The 19,344-nt window shown below is 69.7% G+C and carries 14 protein-coding genes, 1 tRNA gene and 2 pseudogenes; 11 read left to right on the top strand and 6 right to left on the bottom strand.

Translation table 11 applies throughout. The features are described 5' to 3' along the window. Positions 1-5: 5 nt before the first annotated feature. Positions 6-559: pseudogene (locus HLH28_RS10860) on the top strand (recombinase family protein). 120 nt (positions 560-679) lie between these two features. Here HLH28_RS10860 and HLH28_RS10855 read toward each other — a convergent pair. The 6 genes from HLH28_RS10855 to HLH28_RS10830 all read right to left on the bottom strand — a co-directional run bounded on the left by HLH28_RS10855 (position 680) and on the right by HLH28_RS10830 (position 7,978). Then, positions 680-755: transfer RNA gene (locus HLH28_RS10855), tRNA-Glu, on the bottom strand. Positions 756-837: 82 nt separating this feature from the next. Further along, a complete protein-coding gene (gene recJ, locus HLH28_RS10850; protein ID WP_182959241.1) occupies positions 838-2,676 on the bottom strand; it encodes a single-stranded-DNA-specific exonuclease RecJ in 1,839 nt (612 codons plus the stop codon). Between the two features lie 204 nt (positions 2,677-2,880). Then, on the bottom strand, positions 2,881-3,876 hold the full coding sequence (glpX, locus tag HLH28_RS10845) for a class II fructose-bisphosphatase (RefSeq protein ID WP_182958868.1): 996 nt from the start codon (positions 3,874-3,876) through the stop codon (positions 2,881-2,883). 120 nt (positions 3,877-3,996) lie between these two features. Beyond that, positions 3,997-5,373 (bottom strand): homoserine dehydrogenase, encoded by a 1,377-nt coding sequence (locus tag HLH28_RS10840; protein ID WP_408869842.1) that lies wholly within the window; start codon positions 5,371-5,373, stop codon positions 3,997-3,999. Between the two features lie 82 nt (positions 5,374-5,455). Then, positions 5,456-6,724: an LL-diaminopimelate aminotransferase gene (locus HLH28_RS10835; protein WP_246395995.1), complete on the bottom strand. Its 1,269-nt coding sequence runs from the start codon at positions 6,722-6,724 to the stop codon at positions 5,456-5,458. Positions 6,725-6,907: 183 nt separating this feature from the next. After that, complete coding sequence (locus HLH28_RS10830) at positions 6,908-7,978, bottom strand: OmpA family protein (protein WP_246396045.1); 1,071 nt, start codon at positions 7,976-7,978, stop codon at positions 6,908-6,910. 207 nt (positions 7,979-8,185) lie between these two features. On the opposite strand from HLH28_RS10830, the gene HLH28_RS10825 reads away from it, so the two are divergent. The 10 genes and pseudogenes from HLH28_RS10825 to HLH28_RS10780 form a co-directional block, all read left to right on the top strand. Continuing rightward, a complete protein-coding gene (locus HLH28_RS10825) occupies positions 8,186-8,860 on the top strand; it encodes an ATP-dependent Clp protease proteolytic subunit (RefSeq protein WP_182958864.1) in 675 nt (224 codons plus the stop codon). Positions 8,861-8,976: 116 nt separating this feature from the next. Beyond that, complete coding sequence (locus HLH28_RS10820; RefSeq protein ID WP_182958860.1) at positions 8,977-9,969, top strand: ferritin-like domain-containing protein; 993 nt, start codon at positions 8,977-8,979, stop codon at positions 9,967-9,969. Then, entirely contained in the window at positions 9,966-10,829 is an 864-nt protein-coding gene (locus HLH28_RS10815; RefSeq protein WP_182958857.1) for a hypothetical protein, read from the top strand. The genes HLH28_RS10820 and HLH28_RS10815 overlap by 4 nt, the downstream gene beginning before the upstream one ends. Positions 10,830-10,901: 72 nt before the next feature. Next, positions 10,902-12,332 (top strand): DUF2252 domain-containing protein, encoded by a 1,431-nt coding sequence (locus HLH28_RS10810; RefSeq protein WP_408869841.1) that lies wholly within the window; start codon positions 10,902-10,904, stop codon positions 12,330-12,332. A 276-nt stretch (positions 12,333-12,608) separates the two neighbouring features. Continuing rightward, positions 12,609-13,091 carry a sigma-70 family RNA polymerase sigma factor gene (locus tag HLH28_RS10805; RefSeq protein ID WP_182958854.1) on the top strand — a complete coding sequence of 161 codons (483 nt, stop codon included), beginning with the start codon at positions 12,609-12,611 and terminating at the stop codon, positions 13,089-13,091. A gap of 6 nt (positions 13,092-13,097) precedes the next feature. Further along, a complete protein-coding gene (locus HLH28_RS10800) occupies positions 13,098-14,042 on the top strand; it encodes a FecR family protein (RefSeq protein WP_182958851.1) in 945 nt (314 codons plus the stop codon). A gap of 87 nt (positions 14,043-14,129) precedes the next feature. Next, positions 14,130-16,634 (top strand): TonB-dependent receptor domain-containing protein, encoded by a 2,505-nt coding sequence (locus tag HLH28_RS10795; RefSeq protein ID WP_182958848.1) that lies wholly within the window; start codon positions 14,130-14,132, stop codon positions 16,632-16,634. Beyond that, a complete protein-coding gene (locus tag HLH28_RS10790; RefSeq protein ID WP_182958845.1) occupies positions 16,634-17,908 on the top strand; it encodes a histidine-type phosphatase in 1,275 nt (424 codons plus the stop codon). Before HLH28_RS10795 ends, HLH28_RS10790 begins: the two co-directional genes overlap by 1 nt. 736 nt (positions 17,909-18,644) lie before the next feature. Next, positions 18,645-18,983, top strand: a complete 339-nt coding sequence (locus HLH28_RS10785) for a P-II family nitrogen regulator (RefSeq protein ID WP_182958842.1) — start codon at positions 18,645-18,647, stop codon at positions 18,981-18,983. Positions 18,984-18,997: 14 nt separating this feature from the next. Next, positions 18,998-19,344, top strand: a pseudogene (locus HLH28_RS10780) (ammonium transporter); the annotation flags it as partial.

Raw genomic sequence — 19,344 nt, 5'->3', positions numbered from 1 at the left:
GATCAATGTCTTTGTTATCCCAAGCGGTTCCCGAGGCGGGGCCGGTCGCCCGGCAGAGGGACCTCGAGGCATTCGGTTGCAAGTGGGTGTTCTCGGAACAGGTGTCGGGCACCGTCAAGCCTGAACTGGAAGCGGCCATCGACTGTCTGTGCCGGGGCGACGCGCTGGTGGTATGCAAGCCGGACAGCCTGGCGCGATCGACGCGGCGGACCTGCTGGCGTTCGTGGAGCGCATCAGGACCAAGGGCTGCGAACCGGTCATCCTCTCGATGAGTGGCCAGAAGCTGGACATCGGAAGCCCGACCAGCAAGCTGGTGCTGTCGATGCTCGCGGCGGTCGCTGAGTTCGAGCGTGACCTGATGCTGGAGCGGCCAGCGTGAAGGGATCGCCAAGGCCAAGGCGGAGGGGCGATATCTGGGCCGGAATCCCACCGCGCGGTTGCAGGCCGAAAAGGTCCAGAATCCGGCGGCTGAGAGGATCAACCCCACTGAAATCGTCAAGCGGCTGGGGGGATCGGGCGGATGCCCGTCTATCGATGCTTGGGGAAGATCGCGGCCTGACGATTATCCGCAGAAGTCCGTGGCGGTCCGTGTCTAACCAAGTTTTATCGTGGTTTTTCATAGGCCAAAATTGACATGATCAATCTAATAGATTGATTTTATTTGTCAATTTTTCTGAAATGGCGTCCCATAGGGGATTCGAACCCCTGTTGCCGCCGTGAGAGGGCGGCGTCCTAGGCCTCTAGACGAATGGGACAGCAGGCTTGGGCGGCTTGGTATCGCGGTCGGGGCGGGCGGTCAAGCCTCAAGATCGGGTTGGCGTGATTTTCTGGTCGCGGTCACCGCGATGAGGGCGCGACCATCGCCACGTCGCGGATGAAGAAGCCCGCGCTGACGCGGCCGTTCCAGTTTTCCGCGCGCAGCCAGCCCGCCAGATGCAGGGGCGGGGCGTTGCGGTCCTCCAGGATCGCGGCGGCGGGGTGGTCGTCGGCGCGGAACAGCAGCGCCTTCAGGCGCGGGCCGCCGCCTTCGCCCTCGAGCAGCACGCGCAGGGTATTGCCCTCGCGCCCGATCCGGTCGGCGCGCACCACCCGCACGCGCGGGATGGCCAGCAGGGGCTCGTCATTGCCCGCGCCGAAGGGGGCCAGGCGCCCGATTTCGGCCGCAAGCTCGGTGGTCGCGCCGGCGACGTGGATAACGCCTTCGATCGGCACGTCCACCGCGTCGGGCAGCGCCGCCGCCGCCGCCAGCCGGTCGTTCAGGAAATCATGCAGCGCCGCGACGCCGTCGCGCGGCAGCGAGAACCCGGCTGCCATCGCGTGGCCGCCGCCCGTGGTCAGCAACCCGGCCTGCCGCGCCGCGATGATGGCAGCGCCCAGGTCGATATCCGCGACCGACCGCCCCGATCCCTTGACGGTGCCGTCCTCCAGCTCCGCCCCCACCAGCACGGGGCGGTTGAACCGTTCCTTGATCCGGCCGGCGACGATGCCCACCACCCCGGCATGCCAGTCCCGGCCCGACAGCACCAGGACCGGATGCCCCGCCGCGCGCTGGGCCTCGGCGGCCTCCATCGCGCGGTCCAGGATGCCGGTTTCCACCGTCTGGCGGCGACGGTTGACGGCGTCCAGACGCTCGGCCAGGCGCCGCGCCTCCACCGCGTCGTCGCACAGCAGCAGTTCCAGCCCCAGGCCGGATTCGGCGATGCGTCCGCCGGCATTGATGCGCGGCCCCAGCGCGAACCCGCAGGTAAAGGCCGACAGCGGGTCGCGCGCGCCCGCGACCTCCAGCAACGCGTCCAGGCCGGTGCGCCGCCGCCGCGCCATGATCTTCAGCCCCTGCGTCACCAGTGCGCGGTTCAGCCCGGTCAGCGGCATCACGTCGCACACGGTCGCCAGCGCCACCACGTCCAGCAACGCCATCAGGTCGGGTTCCGGACGACCGGCGAACCAGCCCGCGCGGCGCAGCACCCGCACGGTCGCCACCGCCGTCAGGAACGCGACACCCGCCGCGCACAGGCCCCGCTGGCCGGAATCGCAATCCAGCCGGTTGGGGTTGACGGTGGCCAGGACCGGTGGCGGCGGACCTTCGGCCTTGTGGTGGTCCAGCACGACGATGTCGGCCCGACCCGCCAGGGTGGCCAGCACGTCGGCCGCCGCCGTGCCGCAATCGACGCAGACGATCAGCGTCGCCCCCCGCGCCACCAGCCCGTCCAGCGCCGGGACGTTGGGGCCGTAGCCCTCGGTCATCCGGTCGGGCACATGCGTCGTCACCGGGCAGCCCAGCGCGCGCAGCAACTGCGTCATCACCGCCGCCGCGCAGGCCCCGTCGACGTCGTAATCGCCGAACACCCCCACCGTTTCCCCCCGGCGCGCGGCATCGGCCAGCCGGGCGGCGGCGGCGTCCATGTCGCGCAGGGCGGATGGGTCGGGCATCAGGGCCCGCAGGGTGGGGTCCAGGAAATGCGCCGCCGTGCGCCCGTCCAGGCCGCGCGCGGCCAGCATCCGGCCGACGATTTCCGGCACGCCGGCCTGCTGTGCGATCATCAGTCCGGCGCGGCCGTCCGGGTCGGCCAGCAGCCGGTCGCGCCACCGCCAGCGCCGGCCGCCCAGGCTGGCGCGCACACCCAGCACCAGCTCCGCCCCATCCTTCTCCGCGTTTTCCTTCCCGGCGTCTTCCATGCCCGGACCCGCCCCCGGACCGGCTGCCAGGCCGGTCGTTCCCAGACCGGTCGCCCCGAGGCCGGGCGGGCGCAGGCGCGCGTCATCCGGCCCGCCCGGCGGAACCGGACGGCCGGCCGTCGTCGCGGCAGGCGGGACCAGGCTGTCAGACACCGGCGCGGCCGGCATCAGGGCGGGGAAGGGCGGCGGCAGGCATGGGACGCGTCAGATCGCACCCCAGGTCTTGGTCGAGAAATCATGATGCCCTTCCACGAACCGGACGGTCCCGGACTTGGAGCGCATCACGATCGAATGGGTGATCGCCCGGTTGCCGTCGCGGCGGATGCCGCGCAGCAGCGGCCCGGTGGTCACCCCGGTGGCCGAGAACAGCACGTCGCCCCGCGCCATGTCGTACAGGCCCAGCTTGCGCGACGGGTCCTTGCCCGGGTCCATCTCCTGCGCGCGGCGAACCTGCTCGGCATCCTCGAACAGCAGGCGGCCCTGCATCTGGCCATGGACGCAGCGCACGGCGGCCGCCGCCAGCACGCCTTCCGGCGCGCCGCCCGACCCGGCATAGATGTCGACGCGCCCGTTGGGCAGGCAGGCGGCGATGGCGGCCGCGACGTCGCCGTCGCTCAGCAGCATGACGCGGGCCCCGGCCTCGCGCGTCTTGGCGATCAGTTCCTCATGCCGCTCGCGCTCCAGCGCGCAGAGGGTCAGGTCGCTGATATCCTTGCGCTTGGCCCGCGCCAGTTCGCGCAGGTTGGCGCTGATCGACGCGTCCAGGTCCACCACGCCTTCCGGCAGGTCGGGGCCGACCACGATCTTTTCCATGTAGATGTCGGGCGCGTGCAGGAAGTTCCCGGCCTCGGCCAGCGCCAGCACCGTCAGGGCGTTGGGCATGTTCTTGGCGCACAGGTTGGTGCCTTCCAGCGGGTCGACGGCGATGTCCATCGCCGGGCCGCCGGCGCCCACCTTCTCGCCGATATACAGCATCGGGGCCTCGTCCATCTCGCCCTCGCCGATCACCACGGTGCCGTCGATCGCGACCGTGTCGAAGGCCAGGCGCATGGCCTCGACGGCGGCGCCGTCGGCCTCGTTCTTCTTGCCCCGGCCCGTCCATTGCGACGCCGACATGGCCGCCGCCTCGGTCACGCGGACCAGTTCCAGGGCCAGGTTGCGGTCTGTGACCTTGTAGCCGGGGTTGGATGTGGACGTCATCGCTGATGATCCTCTCTGCTTGCCGGTTCTGGATGCCGGCATGTCCGGGACGAAGGGCCGCCCCGTATGGGTTCTGCCGCGCCCGCCCCGCCGGGGCATGCGCGGCGCGGGCGTCGGGCGTCAGCCGGGATCGATCCGGATCATCGCCGGCGTGCCGATCACGACCGACAGCGCCGCGATCCGCCCCAGCGCCTCCAGCATCGCGGACTCCCGCGTGCGGTGGGTGACCAGGACCAGGGGCACCGACGGGTCGCCGCCGGCCGTTCCGTCCTCGGGCGCGGGCTCGGCCCGGCCGTGCTGCAGCATGCTGCGCAGGGACACGCCATGGTCGCGCAGCACGGCGGTGACGTCGGCGATCACCCCGGGCCGGTCATGGACGTTCAGGCGCAGGTAATATTCCTCGTGGAACGCGGCGCGCGGCAGGGCCTCGATCTGCGTCAGACCGTCGGCGCTGCGGCCCCAGACCGGCACCGCGCTGCCGCGCGCGATGTCGATCAGGTCGGCGGCGACGGCGGTAGCGGTCGGGCCCTCGCCCGCGCCGCGGCCTTCCAGCATCAGGCGGCCGACGAACGCGCCTTCGACCACCACGGCGTTGAACACGCCGTCGACCTGCGCGATCGGGGATTTTTCCGGTACCAGGCAGGGATGGACGCGGGCCTCGACCCCGTCCTCCCGCCGCCGCGCCAGGCCCAGCAGCTTGATCCGGTAGCCCAGCGCCCGCGCGAAATCGAGGTCCAGCGCATCGATGCCCCGGATGCCCTCGACATGCACCGACGCGAACGCGACCGGCCGGCCGAAGGCCAGCCCGGCCAGGATCGCCAGCTTGTGCGCCGCATCGATGCCGTCCACGTCGGTCGACGGGTCCGCCTCGGCATAGCCCAGGGCCTGGGCCTCGGCCAGCACGTCGGCGAAGGGGCGGCCGCTCTCGCGCATCGCGGTCATGATATAGTTGCAGGTGCCGTTCAGGATGCCGCCGACCCGCGTCAGCCGGTCGGCCGCCAGCCCCTCGCGCACCGTCTTGATGGCGGGGATGCCGCCGGCCACCGCGGCCTCGAACATCAGCGGCACGCCGGTCCGTTCGGCCAGCGCCGCCAGTTCGGCGCCATGCACCGCGATCAGCGCCTTGTTGGCGGTGACGACCGGCCGTCCGGCCTCCAGCGCCGTGGTGACCAGCCGGCGGGCCACACCCTCGGCCCCGCCGATCAGTTCCACCACCACGTCGACATCGGGGTCGGTCGCCAGCGCCACGGCATCGTCGTGCCAGGTCACGCCCGACAGGTCGACGCCCCGGTCGCGCGTGCGGTCGCGCGCCGCCACGGCCGTGATCGCGATCGGCCGGCCGGCCCGCGCGGCCACGATCGTCTCGTTCCCGCGCAGCAGCTTGACCAGGCCCGCGCCGACGGTGCCCAGCCCGGCAATGCCGATCCGCAGCGGGGCCGCCTGCGCCCCCCGTGCCTGTCCGCCCGCGCTGTCAGCAATCCTGTTCTGTCCGGTCACCTGATGTCCTGTCGTCGTCGTGTCACAAATCGTCCGTCATCTCCCGGCGGGTGTCCCGCACCGGGCGTTTTCCGCCGGGATGTCAGGCGTCGGCTACCGCCTCGGCCGCCGCCTCGGTCGCCACCGTCTCGGCGCGCGGCCCGGCCTCGGGCCGCGCCGGGGGCGGCGTCACGCCGTGACGGATCATGAACTGCTTGATCGCCCGCGTCGCCTGGCGCAGGCGCTGGGTGTTCTCGACCAGCCCGATCCGCACGAATCCCTCGCCATACTCGCCGAAGCCCAGGCCCGGCGCCACGGCCACGCCGGCTTCCTTCAGCAGCAGCTTGGAGAAATCGACGCTGCCCATCTCGCGGAACGCGGGGGGCAGGGGGGCCCAGGCGAACATCGACCCTTCCGGCGACGGCACGTCCCATCCCGCCGCATGCAGCCCGCGGATCAGCACGTCGCGCCGGTCGCGATACATGGTCCGGATCTCGGCCACGCAATCCTGCGGGCCGCTCAGCGCCGCGACCGCCGCGACCTGGATCGGCGTGAACGCGCCGTAATCCAGGTAGGACTTGATCCGCGTCAGCGCGGTGATCAGGCGCGGATTGCCCGCCGCGAAGCCCATGCGCCATCCCGCCATGGAATAGGTCTTGGACAGCGACGTGAATTCCACCGCGATGTCCCGCGCCCCGGGCACCTGCAGGATCGACGGCGGCACCCGGTCGCCGAAATAGATCTCGGCATAGGCCAGGTCGGACATGATCCAGATGTCGTGCCGGCGGGCCAGAGCCACCAGTTCGCGATAGAAATCGAGGTCCGCGACATAGGCCGTGGGGTTCGACGGGAAATTGACGATCAGCGCCGTCGGCTTGGGCACCGAATGGCGCACCGCGCGGTCCAGCGCGCGCAGCATCTCCTCGTCCGGCGTGGCGGGGATCGAGCGGACCGAGGCGCCGGCGATGATGAAGCCGAACTGATGGATCGGATAGGACGGGTTGGGCACCAGGATGGTGTCGCCCGGGCTGGTGATGGCCGCCGACAGGTTGGCCAGCCCTTCCTTCGAGCCCAGGGTGGCGATCACCTCGGTCTCCGGGTCCAGCTTCACGTCGAAGCGGCGCGCGTAATAGCCCGCCAGCGCCCGCCGCAGGCCCGGAATGCCCCGGCTGACGGAATAGCGGTGCGACCGCGGGTCGGCCACGGTCTCCACCAGCTTCTGCACGATATGCGGCGGGGTGGGGGTGTCCGGATTGCCCATGCCCAGGTCGATGATGTCCTCGCCCCGCACGCGCGCCGCGGCCTTGGCCTTGTTGACCTCGGCGAACACGTAGGGCGGCAGGCGGCGTATGCGGTGGAATTCTTCGGTCATTGTTCGCTCTTGGGGTCGCTCGTGGGCACGCTGGTTCAGGACGGTGGCCGGGGATGCCGTTCCGGGCCGCTTCTTGTCGGCGGCCTGTCGGAAAAAGGCGGGAACGGGTCCGGTCCTCCTAGATATAGCGACGCCGCGGCCCGGCAGGCAACCGCGCCGAAGGGGCGCGCGTGCCATCCATGCCTACTGGTTCAGGCTGACCCGCACGCCGTCGCCGAACGGATGGGCGCGCAGATGGACCATGTCCGCCGGCACGCCGCGCGCGATCAGCAGGTCGGCCACCGCCCGCGCGCGCAGCAGGGCCAGCGTCATCGCCCGCGCCTGCTCGGCCGGGTCGGTGGACGCGGCCTCGCCATAGCCATGGACGAAGACCGCCCCGCCGCCCCGCCGTCCGGCCAGGCTGGCGAGCGTGCCGTCCTGCCCGCGCACCAGCTGGTCCGACGCGACGAGGAAGCGGATGCGCGTGCCCTCGGGGTCCGCCAGGTCGTAGGCCGGGCGGGCCGGCGTCTCCAGCGCACCGTCGGCGGGGACGGCGAAGCCGGGGAACCGGGGCGGCGCGGGCGGCTGGGCCGCGACGTCCGGCGGCGCGGCGGCCTGCACCGCATGGCCGCCCACGCCGCCGACATCGGCCCCGACCTCCGGCATCGCGACCTCCGGCATGGCCGCCGGGGTTTCGCCGGCCTGGTTCGCGGGGGCCTGGCCGGCGGGGGCGGGCGGGGCCGATTTCGCCGGGCCGGGGGACGGCGCGGCGGGCGGGACGGGACGCGCGGCCTGCGGCGTGCTGTCGGCGGCCTCCAGCGTGGCGGAGGGCTGCTCGGCCCCGGCGGGCGGGGCCGATTTCGCGGGGCCGGGGGCGCCGCCGGCTTTCGCCGTGCCGGCGGCCGTTCCGGGCGCCGTGACGGTCAGCGGGCCGATCTCGACCGCCTCGCGATGGGCCAGGTTCCGCTGCTCGACCAGGTTTTCGGTGATGCTCTGGCGCAGGGCGGCGGAGGGAACGGCGGGCGGCGTGGTGGGCGTCAGCCCCACCGCCGGATAGGGGTCGTGGACGCCCGGCGGCGGCGGCCGCTGCTGGGCGATCACCCCGCCTTCGTACTGGTGCCACCAGTCCAGCGTCGCGTCGAACGCGTCGCGATGCCCGCACCCCGCCAGCATCAGCAGGCCCGCCAGCGCCGGCGCCGCGCGTCCGGCCCGGACGGCCCGGCGCGCGGACGCGCGTGCAAAACGCTCTCTTGGCAGCGGCGCCGTCATACCCATCTTCTCTCCATGACGAATCCTGATCGCGACGAACAGGGGCAATCCGCCCTTCTAGCCCGCCCTCCCGCCATTAGCGAGAGAACGTGCGAAACCGCCCGGCCCGGCCCCGCGCGCCCCGCGCGCGGCAGGTCGGGTCTTGGCACCGGGGCCAAGGCGGCGCAGGATAGACCTCATGACCAGTGCAGTCCTGGATACAGGGAGACGATAATGACCGGCATGCAGCCGAAAAACCGCATCCGGATGGATGACGAGGATCCGGACGGTCCGGACATCCCCGAACCCCAGGGCCCCGAACCCAAGGAGCCGGGCGACAACAAGACCCTCTCCTCCCCCATCAGCGAGCTGGAAAGCCGCCTGTTCGACCAGCGCAAGGTGCTGGTCTTCGGGGCGATCAACGACAAGCTGGCCCGTGACGTCACCGGTCGCCTGCTGGCGCTGGCCGGCGCGTCGGACCGCCCGATCGACGTGTATGTCAACTCGCCCGGCGGCCATGTCGAAAGCGGCGACACGATCCACGACATGATCCGCTTCGTCGATTCGGTCGCGCCGGTGAACGTGATCGGCACCGGCTGGGTGGCGTCGGCCGGCGCGCTGATCTTCGCCGCGGGCAACCCGCAGCGCCGCTTCTGCCTGCCGAACACGCGCTTCCTGCTGCATCAGCCGATGGGCGGCGTGCGCGGCCCCGCGACCGATATCGATATCGAGGCGCGGGAGATCGTGAAGATGCGCGAGCGGCTGAACCGCCTGTTCGCGCGCGAAACCGGGCAGCCCTACGAAAAGATCTGCAAGGATACCGACCGCAATTACTGGATGTCGGCCGACGAGGCGATCGCCTACGGCCTCGTCACCCGGGTCATCACCGCCCTGGGCGATATCCACTAGCCGACGGGAACGCCCCGCCCGCCCCCCGCGCGGCCGGGCGGGGCGCTCTCGCCAGGTGGCGCCGCGCCGGCCGTACCGGCCGCGCGGCCCGTTCTGATTCGCGAGCCCGCACGATTATGAACTCCCTCTCCGACATCTATTCCTCGCTGCCCGAGGCCCTCGATCCCACGGGCGCCGACGCCCGCACGGTGGCCGAGGCCGATTTCAACGCCCGCCACTGGTCCAGCCCGGTCCCCGGCCCCCTGAAGCCCGGCAGCACGGAACACAAGCGCGCGGTCGCCGCGATGTTCCGCGACACGTTCAACCCGTACAAGCCCTCGGTCATCGAATGGCCCAAGCTGGACCCGGCGACGCTGAAGCGCGTGACCTCGCTGCCGATCTGGGACATCGCGGTGCAGACCGAAGGCAAGGCCCGCCTGCGCATGGCGGCCTATGCGCGGCTGATCGACGACCCCGACATGAAGAACGCCCTGTCGCGCAACGCGTGGGAGGAAAACCGCCACAAGGAGGTCCTGTCCCGCCTGGTCGAGGCCTACGACATCAAGATGGCCCCCGAACCCCCGTACATCGAGCCGCGCGACGTCGAATGGGCGTACCTGGTCACCGGCTTCTCGGAATGCGTCGACAGCTTCTTCGCCTTCGGCCTGTTCGCGCTGGCCCAGCGGTCCGGCTTCTTCCCCCCCGAACTGATCGAGACGTTCGAACCGGTGATGCAGGAGGAATGCCGTCACATCCTGCTGTTCGCCAACTGGCTGGCCTGGCACCGCGCCACGATGCCGGCCTGGAAGCGCCCGTGGTTCGAGGTCCGGGTCCTGGCGGTATGGGTGTTCCTGGCCTACGAACGGGTGGGGCTGGCCCGCACCATGGACGCCGACGGCAATGTCCACGAACAGGACAATAATTTCACCGTCAGCGGCGCCAGGGATGTCGCGGACATGGATATCAGCCTGCGCGACATGATCGACCTGTGCCTCGCGGAAAACGACCGCCGCTTCGCGGGCTACGACCCGCGCCTGCTGCGGCCGAAGCTGGCGCCGAACCTGGCCCGCTTCGTCCGCCGGTTCCTGAAGAAACCCTCGGCCGCGCCGCGGGTGGAGCACGCGGCTTGACCCGTATCGAAGCCGGCTCCGAAGCCCACAAGGACCTGTTCTGCCGTCAGTTCGTGGCCACCCACCAGGTTTTCGACCCCGAAACGCTGCCCTGGCCCGAACTGACGGACGAGGAACTGGCCCGCCTGCGGACCATCCCCTTCTGGCAGGAGGTCTATCACACCGAACGCCGGGCCGGCGCGATCGTCGATGCCTTCACCCCGCATGTCGACGACCCCGTGGTGCGCGAGGCCGTGGCCCTGCAGGGACTGGAGGAATCACGCCACGCGAAGCTGATCCGCGTGATGATCGACCGCTACGGCATCGACGCCACCGAACAGCCGATCGAAGCCTTCCCCGAGGACCTGGAAACCGCCTTCATCGATTTCGGCTTCGGCGAATGCCTCGACGCCTTCCTCGGCTTCGGCGCGTTCAAGAACGCCCGCCAGTCGCATTTCCTGCCCGAAGGTCTGTTCGAGATCTTCGACGTGCTGATGTTCGAGGAAACGCGGCATATCGTCTTCTTCATCAACTACATGGCCTGGCGCGAACGGCGGCGCGGGCTGGGGCCGGTGCGGCGCGCGCTGAAATCGACGCGCTTCTACGGCCGGGCACTGGGCCGGCTGCTGGCGATGGTGCGGCGCGGGCAGCAGCCCAATGACGGGCGCGATTTCGCGGTGACGCAGGCCAACGTGTTCCTCGATCATTTCTCGTTCGGGCAGTTCGTCGAGGATTGCTATCGCGAGAACGCGCGGCGGATGAAGGAATTCGACCCCGACCTGATGCAGCCCCGCCTGCTGCCCGCCATGGCGGACCTCGCCCTGCGCGGCATGCGCCTGTGGGACCGCCGCCGACCGCATCTGCGCGCCGCGGCGCGGTAAGGTGGGGACAGGGACCGTGGCCCCCTGCCTTTTCCCCGCCCGCCTCTTTCGTGGCGTGCCGGGGCAGGGGCCATGATCCCCACGCCCGCGGACATGCCGCCTGCCGGGCCGGACGCCGGACCGGACGGCACCCTCCTGACCCGGGCGGAACGCCATGTCGCCGGCGTGGCCCTGCGCCGGACGCATCCGCGCGGCGCCCAGGCGGACTGGTCGCCGCCGCCCGGGCGGGCGGATCCCCTTTCCATCCTGGCCGCGCAGGGCACGCGCCGCATCGCGTCCCTGCTGCCCATCCGCCATGCACGCATGGCGGCGTCGCCGTTCGCCTTCCTGCGCGGGGCGGCGGCGGTCATGGCGGCCGACCTGGCCCGCATGCCGGCCGCCGGCCCGCGGGTGCAAAGCTGCGGCGACTGCCATCTGGCCAATTTCGGCAGCTATGCCTCGCCGGAAGGCGCGGCGGTCTTCGACATCAACGATTTCGACGAAACCCTGCCGGCGCCGTTCGAATGGGACGTCAAGCGCCTGGGCGCCTCGCTGGTGCTGGCGGGGCAGCAGGACGGGCTGTCCGACGCGGCGTCGCGCCGCCTGGCGGTCGACATGGCACGGTCCTACGCGCGCGAACTGGCGCGCCTTGCCCCGCTGACCCCGCTGGAAATCTGGACCGACCGGATCGACCTGCCGGCCGCGATCGACGATTTCGGCAGCCGCCGCGCGCGCCGCCGCGTCCGCGCCCTGCTGGCGGCACGGCTGGACAGCGCCCGGCGGCATTTCGGCCTGGTGGCCGAGGATCGCGGCGTGCCGACGCTGCGCGACAGGCCGCCGCTGGTCATGCGCCTGCCCGACCGCGACGACGCGGTGCGCGACGCCTTCGCGCGCTATATCGCCACCCAGCCGCCCGAACGCGCCGTCCTGCTGGCGCGCTATCGCCTGCGCGACGTGATCTTCAAGGTGGTCGGCGTCGGCAGCGTCGGCACCTTCTGCGCCATCGGCCTGTTCGCCACGGCGGACGGCGACACGCTGCTGCTGCAGATCAAGGAGGCGCAGGACTCCGTCCTCGCGCCCTATGCCGGGACGTCGGCGTTCCGCAACCAGGGGCAGCGCGTGGTGACGGGCCAGCGGATCATGCAGGCGGCGTCGGACGCGTTCCTCGGCTGGACGCACAGCGCCGGCTTGGACGAGGCCGAGGACACCAGCCATGTTCCGTCGGGCGCCGGCCGGCAATTCTATGTCCGCCGGGTGAAGGACACCCGCCTGGCCGCCATCGGCGCCGAGGTCGCGCAGGAGGGCCTGCCCGATTACGCCCTGCTCTGCGGCCGGACCCTGGCGCGCGCCCACGCGCGCGGCGGCGACGTGGTGACGGTATCGGCCTATCTGGGCGGCGGCCGCGCCTTCGCCGACGCCATCGGCGGCTTCTCGGTCCTGTATGCCGCGCAGACGCGGGCCGACTGGCGCGCCTTCACCGCCGCGATTGCCGACGGCGCGATCCCCTGCGCCCCGGCGCCCTGACCGGGGCGTTCCGGCTGCCGATGGGCATGACCGGCCTTCGACGGCGGTGTCACGGGCTCGGTTAAGGTTTTGTGAAAACCGGTTCCGGCCTGGTGACAGGACGCGGAACCGCCCTTACCACGCCGAAACGTCGCTGGCGGCTTCGACGGGCGCCCCCCGTCGCGGGGTGGCGATGGCCCCCGGACGTCGGAACGGCAGGATCGGCAATGATGCAGATGCGATGGCGTGGCACGGCCCCTGGCCGGATCGCCGGTTCGGCCGGCGGTCGTTCGACCCGTGGCTGACTGGGCCATTCCCCAGCCGCGCTGGCTGTCGCTGCATGCCCGCATCCGGCGGATCACCGGGCGCCACGACGCCGAGGACCTGCTGCAGGCCGCGTTCCAGCGCTTTCTCGAACGGGACAGGTCCGGGGTGCGGAATCCGGACGCGTACCTCGTCCGGTCGGCCCGCAACCTGGCCGTGGACCAGGCGCGGCGCGAACGCCACGGCGCGGTCGCCCCTTCCGACGGCGCCGATGTCGAATCCGTTCACTGTCCGCGCCCGCAGCCCGACGAGGTGCTCCTGGCGCGGCAGCGCCTGCAGAAACTGCGCGCGGGCTGCGCGCAGCTGGACGCCCGGACCCGCGACATCTTCCTGCTGCACCGGCTGGAAGGCCTGTCGTACCGCGATATCGCCCAGCGGCTGGATATCAGCGTCAGCGCGGTCGAGAAGCATGTCAGCAAGGCGATCTGCTTCCTCACCGAATGGGTCATGGACTGACCGGCCATGACGTCGTCGATCACATGCACGGCCGCGCGCTGGATGGCGCGGCTCCATGCCCAGGATTGTTCGGACGCCGACCGGCAGGCGTTCCACGCATGGCTGGCGGAAGACGCCCGCCACCGCCTGATCTTCGAACGGGCGTCGGACGTCTGGGACGCCGCCGGCGGCCTTGCGCCGTCCCATGCGCCCCCGGCCGCCGGTCCCGGGCGCGCCGCACCCCGGGCGGGGCAGGCGATGCCCACGCGCCGCGCCGTGCTGGCCGGCGGGATGCTGCTGGGCGCGGGCCTGCTGGTCGACGCGCCGCGCCCGGCCGAGGCCGAGATCTACATGACGGCGACCGGCCAGCAGCGTCGCCTGCGCTTCAGCCCGAAGATCGATGTCCTGCTGGACACCGACACGACGATCCTGGTGCCGCCGCGCGAAGGGCATCGCCGCATGATCCTGCGGGGCGGGCAGGCGGCGATCACCCTCGCGTCCCGCAACCATCCCTATCGCGTCGAAACCGATACCCATGCGCTGCTGTCCGATAGTGGGCAGTTCGACGTGCGCCTGGTCGACCGCCAGCTGACGGCGACGGTCCTGGCGGGCAGCCTCGCGGTCCTGCCCCGCGCGCGCGCGGCGGGACAACCGGTCCGGCTGCTGGCCGGGCAACGCCTGCGCGTCGATCCGGACCTGCCGCCCCGCCTCGACCGCCCGCCGATCGAGGATCTGATGGCATGGCAGAGCGGACGCGTGGCCTTTCGCGACACCCCCCTCGGCGACGCCGTGCGGGAAATGAACCGCTACAGCGTCACCAAGATGGAACTGGCGCCCGACGGCGTGGCGATGCTGCGCATCAGCGGCTTCTACCATGCGGGCAACACGACCGGCTTCATCCACGCCCTCCAGGCGCTGCTGCCCGTGCGGGTCAGTCCGGGTCGGACCATCCGGATCATGAAGCTTTTATGAAAGGACAGGATTTTTACTGAGGGACATTCGGTCTCGTTCGTCCTGTGGGCAAGCCGAGAGATCGGCACCACTGATGGGAATTTCTCGATGTCCCGCCTGCCGGGCCTGCGGCCCTCGATCGTCCTGCTGACCCTGAGCCTGGGAGGGGTGGCCGCGTCCACGGCGCACGCCGCGCCCGATGCCGTCACCGTGCATCTGAAGGCCCAGCCGCTTTCGCAATCCCTTGAAGACCTGTCGCGCATCAGCGGCCATGACATCCTGTTCGCGCCCGGCGACGTCGGCAACCGGACCGCGCCGGCGCTCGACGGCCGGATCAGCGTGCAGGACGCCATCGGCCGGCTGCTGGCCGGCACGGGATTGCGGCCGGTCACGCAGGCGGACGGCAGCGTGCTGGTTGCCAGGCCGCATGCGGACGGGGCGGCGGCGCGCCGGGCGCGGGACGCCGGCGGGCGGGGCGGCAAGGCCGAGGCGATCACGGTGATCGGCCGGGCGGAACGCCTGGCGCCGTCGACCGTACCGCTGCATGTCACGCAGCCGACCTCGATCATCCAGAGCCGGTTCATCTCGAACAACATCATCCCGCTGGCCAGCGTCGACGACATCATCAAGTTCCAGCCCAGCGTCTGGACGCAGAATCCCAACGGCCCCGGAATCGGCAAGGCCGAGACCATGAGCCTGCGCGGTTTCCAGGACGGCCAGTACAACATGACGTTCGACGGCATCCCGTTCGGCGACGCCAGCGACCTGCATCACACGACATCCTCGCTGTTCATCTCGCATTTCCTGGGGCAGGCCGAAATCGACCGTGGCCCCGGTACGGCATCCACGATCGGCAACGCGACGTTCGGCGGCACGATCGGCTTCACGTCCCGGACGCCGGCCGACCGCTTCGGGGTGACGCCCTACGGCACCTACGGCAGCTTCAACACCCGCGCCGGCGGTCTCGAGGTCGATAGCGGCAAGACCGGCTTCGGCACGATGGTGCTTGACCTGCAGCACGAGGAAACCGACGGCTACCTCACCCGTTCCGCCGAACGGCGCAGCAATATCCTGTTCAAGGACGTCGTCCATCTCGGCGACGACACGACCCTGACGATCGCCACGACCTACAACAAGGAATGGCAATCCACGACGCAGGGCGCGACCCTGGCCGAATACGCGCGATACGGCAACAGTTACGGCCTGTGCGACAATCCCGCCCTGCAATGCTTCTACGGCTACAATCCCAGCACCTACCGCTCGGATTTCAGCTACGTCAATCTCCGGACGAAGCTGACGTCGTGGCTGGATTTCGAAAATCGCCTGTACATGAACGGGTTCGAACATTCCTATACCGAATCGACGGATGCCAGCCAGGACGACCCAGCCGCCAACGGCGTCACCTTCTATGACGCCGCCGGCAGGAAGGTGGGAACCTACAAGACCGACATTCCCGGAAAATATGCGGACGCCGCCTTCCGCTCCTATGGCGACACCATGACCTTCAAGGCCCGGACGCCGGTCGGCGACGTGCTGACCGGGATCTGGGCGGACGTACAGGACGACCGGCGCTATACCTACGCGGTCGATCTCTCGCGGGGGGCCGTCGCGGTGCCCGGCAAGAACGGATCGGCCTACAGCTACGATATTCACGATCTCAACACGACGCTGCAGCCCTATCTGGAATTCGACTGGCACCCGCTGCGGGGAATGACGGTCAAGCCGGGCCTGAAATATTCCTATTTCCATCGCGACTACGACGCGCCGATCAACAAGGGCACGAAGACCGCGCTGAACGACCGGCAATCCTTCACGTCCTGGCAGCCGTCCATCGCGCTCAACCAGATCATCCTGCCGGGCTGGAGCGCCTATGCCCAGGTCGCGCGGGGCTTCCTGGCGCCGCCGCTGAGCGTCTTCCAGGTGCAGAGCGTCGGTTCGGTCAAGCCCGAGACGACCTGGAACTACCAGGTCGGGACGGTCGTCCAGAAGAAGAAATGGACGCTGTCGGCCGACGCCTACTACATCGATTTTTCCAACTACATCGCCTCGGCGCAGATCAACGTGCCGGGTATCGGCACGGAATCCACCTACGTCAACAGCGGCGGCGCCATCTACAAGGGGCTGGAGATCGAAGGGCAATATGCCCTCGGCCACGGCCTGTCGCTCTATGGCAATTACAGCGTGAACGACGCGGAGTACAAGGGCACGCACACCCGCGTCGCCGAGACGCCGAATGCGCTCGCCTCCTTCGGCCTGCTCTATGAAAATCCGAAAGGGCCGTATTTCTCGATCATCGGGAAATATGTCGGAAACCACTGGGGCCTGGACAGCACGACGGACGCCGCCGGCAATGCCGTCTTCGCCAACCAGTACCGGATCCACAGCATCGTGACGGCCGACCTGGCCCTGGGCTGGCATCTGCGCAATGTCGGCGGGGTCTTGCGCGACCTGACGCCCAGCCTGAAGATCGCCAACCTGTTCGACAGCCATGCGATCAGCGATTTCGCGGGGAACCAGTCCGCCGCCAGCGCGGGATATCCCGACGGGGCACCCCTGTACTGGCGCCTGGCGGGGCGCAGCGTCTTCTTCAACCTGACGATGACGGTGCCCTGATGCGCGTTCCCTCCTTCCTGTGCCTGGCGCTTCTCGTCGGGACCACGGCGTCGGGCGGCCTGCCGTCGGCCCGGGGCCAGGCCGTGCGTTCGCAGCCCGTTCTGGAGAAAATCGTGCTGGTCTCCCGGCACGGCGTGCGCAGCCCCACGCAGCCGGTCGAACGGCTGAAGGAGGCGACGGGCCGGGACTGGCCGGCGTGGCCGGTGCCGCCGGGGCAGCTGACGGATCACGGCCGGATGGATCTTGCGCTGATGGGCGACTTTCTCGGCCGCCATTACCGGGCGGCGGGCCTGCTGCCGGCGGCGGGATGCCCGCGGCAGGCGGATGTCGTCATCTGGGCGGATGCCGCGGACGACCGGACACGCCAGAGCGGCGAGATCATGGCCCGGACGGTGGCGGGCGGCTGCCCGGTGACCTCCGGGTCCCTGCCGGCGGGCCGGCACGACCCGATGTTCAACGCGCTGGCCGGCGGGGCCGCCATCCTGAATCGGGCCGAAACCATGCGCGCGCTGTCCGCCGTGCTGCGGCGCGATCCCCGCGGCCCCGCGGCCGTGCGGCGGGCGCTGTCGACGATGCAGGACGTGATCGCGCCGGGCGGATGCGGATCGGCGGCCGGTCCCTGCCTGGCCACGGCATTCGCCGTCGACTGGGGGCATGGCGGCCCGCATCTGTCCGCCGGCCCGGCACTGGCTGCCACGTCGGCGGAAAACCTGCTGCTGGAATATCTCCAGGACATGCCGGAGGACGCGATCGCCTGGGGCCGGCGCGACGTCCCGGCGCTGCTGGACGACATCATGCCGGCGCATGCCTATGCCAGCGGCCTGCTGCGCCGGCTGCCGGCAATCGCCTATCCGCGTGGCCGGGTGCTGGCGTCCGCCATCCTCGATCTTCTCGACGGCAAGCCGGTGACCCTGCCGGATGGAACGGTCATCGGCGGCGATGCGCGGCTGGTGATGTTCGCCGGGCATGACACGACGCTGGACATGCTGGCGACGATCTTCGGCCTCGACTGGCAGTTCGCGGACCAGCCCGACCGGACCGCGCCCGACACCACGCTGGGGCTGGAACTGTGGCGCCGGCCGGACGGGGCGCCGATCGTCAGGGCGGTCATCTTTCACCAGGGTCTGGCGGAACTGCGCCATGCCCTGCCGCTGGAAAATACGGACCGGGCGATGGCCCTGCGGATCGCCGCCTGCCCGCAGGGGCAGGATTGCCCCCTGCCGGTCGTGGAAAAAGGAATCCGGGCCGCGATCGCCACGCACGCGCCCGGCTGAAGGACGCCCGGTCGGCCAGGCCGGGCGGAACCGCACGTCCTGTTCGCCACGGGCCCGCCTGCGCGCGCATGCGGGCCCGTGGCGCGTGGGCGATGCTGGATGGGACATGGCATCCCGCCCGGCCGCCCGCCCGCCCACGTGTCCGCGTTCGGGGCGGGCGGCGTCGCCCGCTGGCCGGCCGGCGCGTGCGCCATGCCTGATGCCGCTGCCACAAAATTGCCCTGAACTCGTGCGGACGCCGGGAACCGCGTCGCGGACGCGCGCGTTGCGTCCTGCGCACCATCCGGACGGGTACGCCGGGCAGGATCGTTTCCGGACTTATGACATTATTGTGTTCGCAGGCCGGTAGCCGGGGATATTGTTCGGTCTAATGAAAAAATGATTACATGAAAAAAATGTCTCGAAGCGCAAAAGAGGTAATCTCAAAATATAAGTAAGTAAAAATATTTTCCTGAAAATAAAAACATTGCTCCGTCCGGCCGCCGATCCGGGCCCGGCGCGTCGCGTTCGCTTCGCCTGATCCGTTGGGTGCGGGCAGCGGCGCCATGGGCAAAGCGTATGCAAAGAAAGTAGTAATATCTTATATTTTTCTAATAGATGAATGGCATTCCCGACTCGGCGCGTCGGGACGGACCGATGTGGTACTTTTCCAACGTCCGGCGTTTTTCAGTAAAAATCCATTGCGCTCAACAAACGACAATGAAATAGTTTGTCGCAACCTGGATGGGAACAGGTCATGAAACTGATCGTCGCAATCATAAAGCCCTTCAAGCTCGACGACGTTCGCGAAGCCCTGAACGCCATCGGCGTTCTTGGCCTGACCGTGACGGACGTGAAGGGATTCGGCCGGCAAAAAGGCCAGACCGAGATCTATCGTGGCGCGGAATACCAGACGAATTTCATCGCGAAATCGAAACTGGAAGTCGCGGTTCCCAGTGCTCTCGCCGATCGCGCGGTGGAAGCCATCCGGCAGGCCGCCAATACCGGCAAGATTGGCGATGGAAAAATCTTCGTTCTTGATCTGGAGCAAGCAATGCGCATTCGCACAGGAGAAACAGGGGAAGGCGTACTATGAGCATTTCCCCTCCCATGGTTCGGGATTCCAAGGTTTCCGGTATCGTCAAGGCGTCTCCCTTTCTTTTCGCGATCGCGGCCCTGTCTTTCGCGACTCCGGCACTGGCGGCCGACCCGGCGCCGCCCGCCATCGATACCGGTGACACGGCCTGGATGCTGACCAGCACGGCGCTGGTGCTGATGATGACCATCCCGGGCCTGGCGCTGTTCTATGCCGGCATGGTGCGCAAGAAGAACGTGCTGGCGACGGCCATGCAGTCCTTCGCCATCTGCTGCATCATCACCGTGGTGTGGATGGTGGCGGGCTACAGCCTGGCGTTCTCCACGGGGTCGCCCTATCTGGGCGACCTGTCGAAGGCGAT

The organism is Gluconacetobacter tumulisoli, assembly GCF_014174155.1.
Taxonomy (GTDB): domain Bacteria; phylum Pseudomonadota; class Alphaproteobacteria; order Acetobacterales; family Acetobacteraceae; genus Gluconacetobacter; species Gluconacetobacter tumulisoli.
Note: the sequence above shows the minus strand (reverse complement) of the source record. Positions and strands in the feature narration are given on the sequence as shown.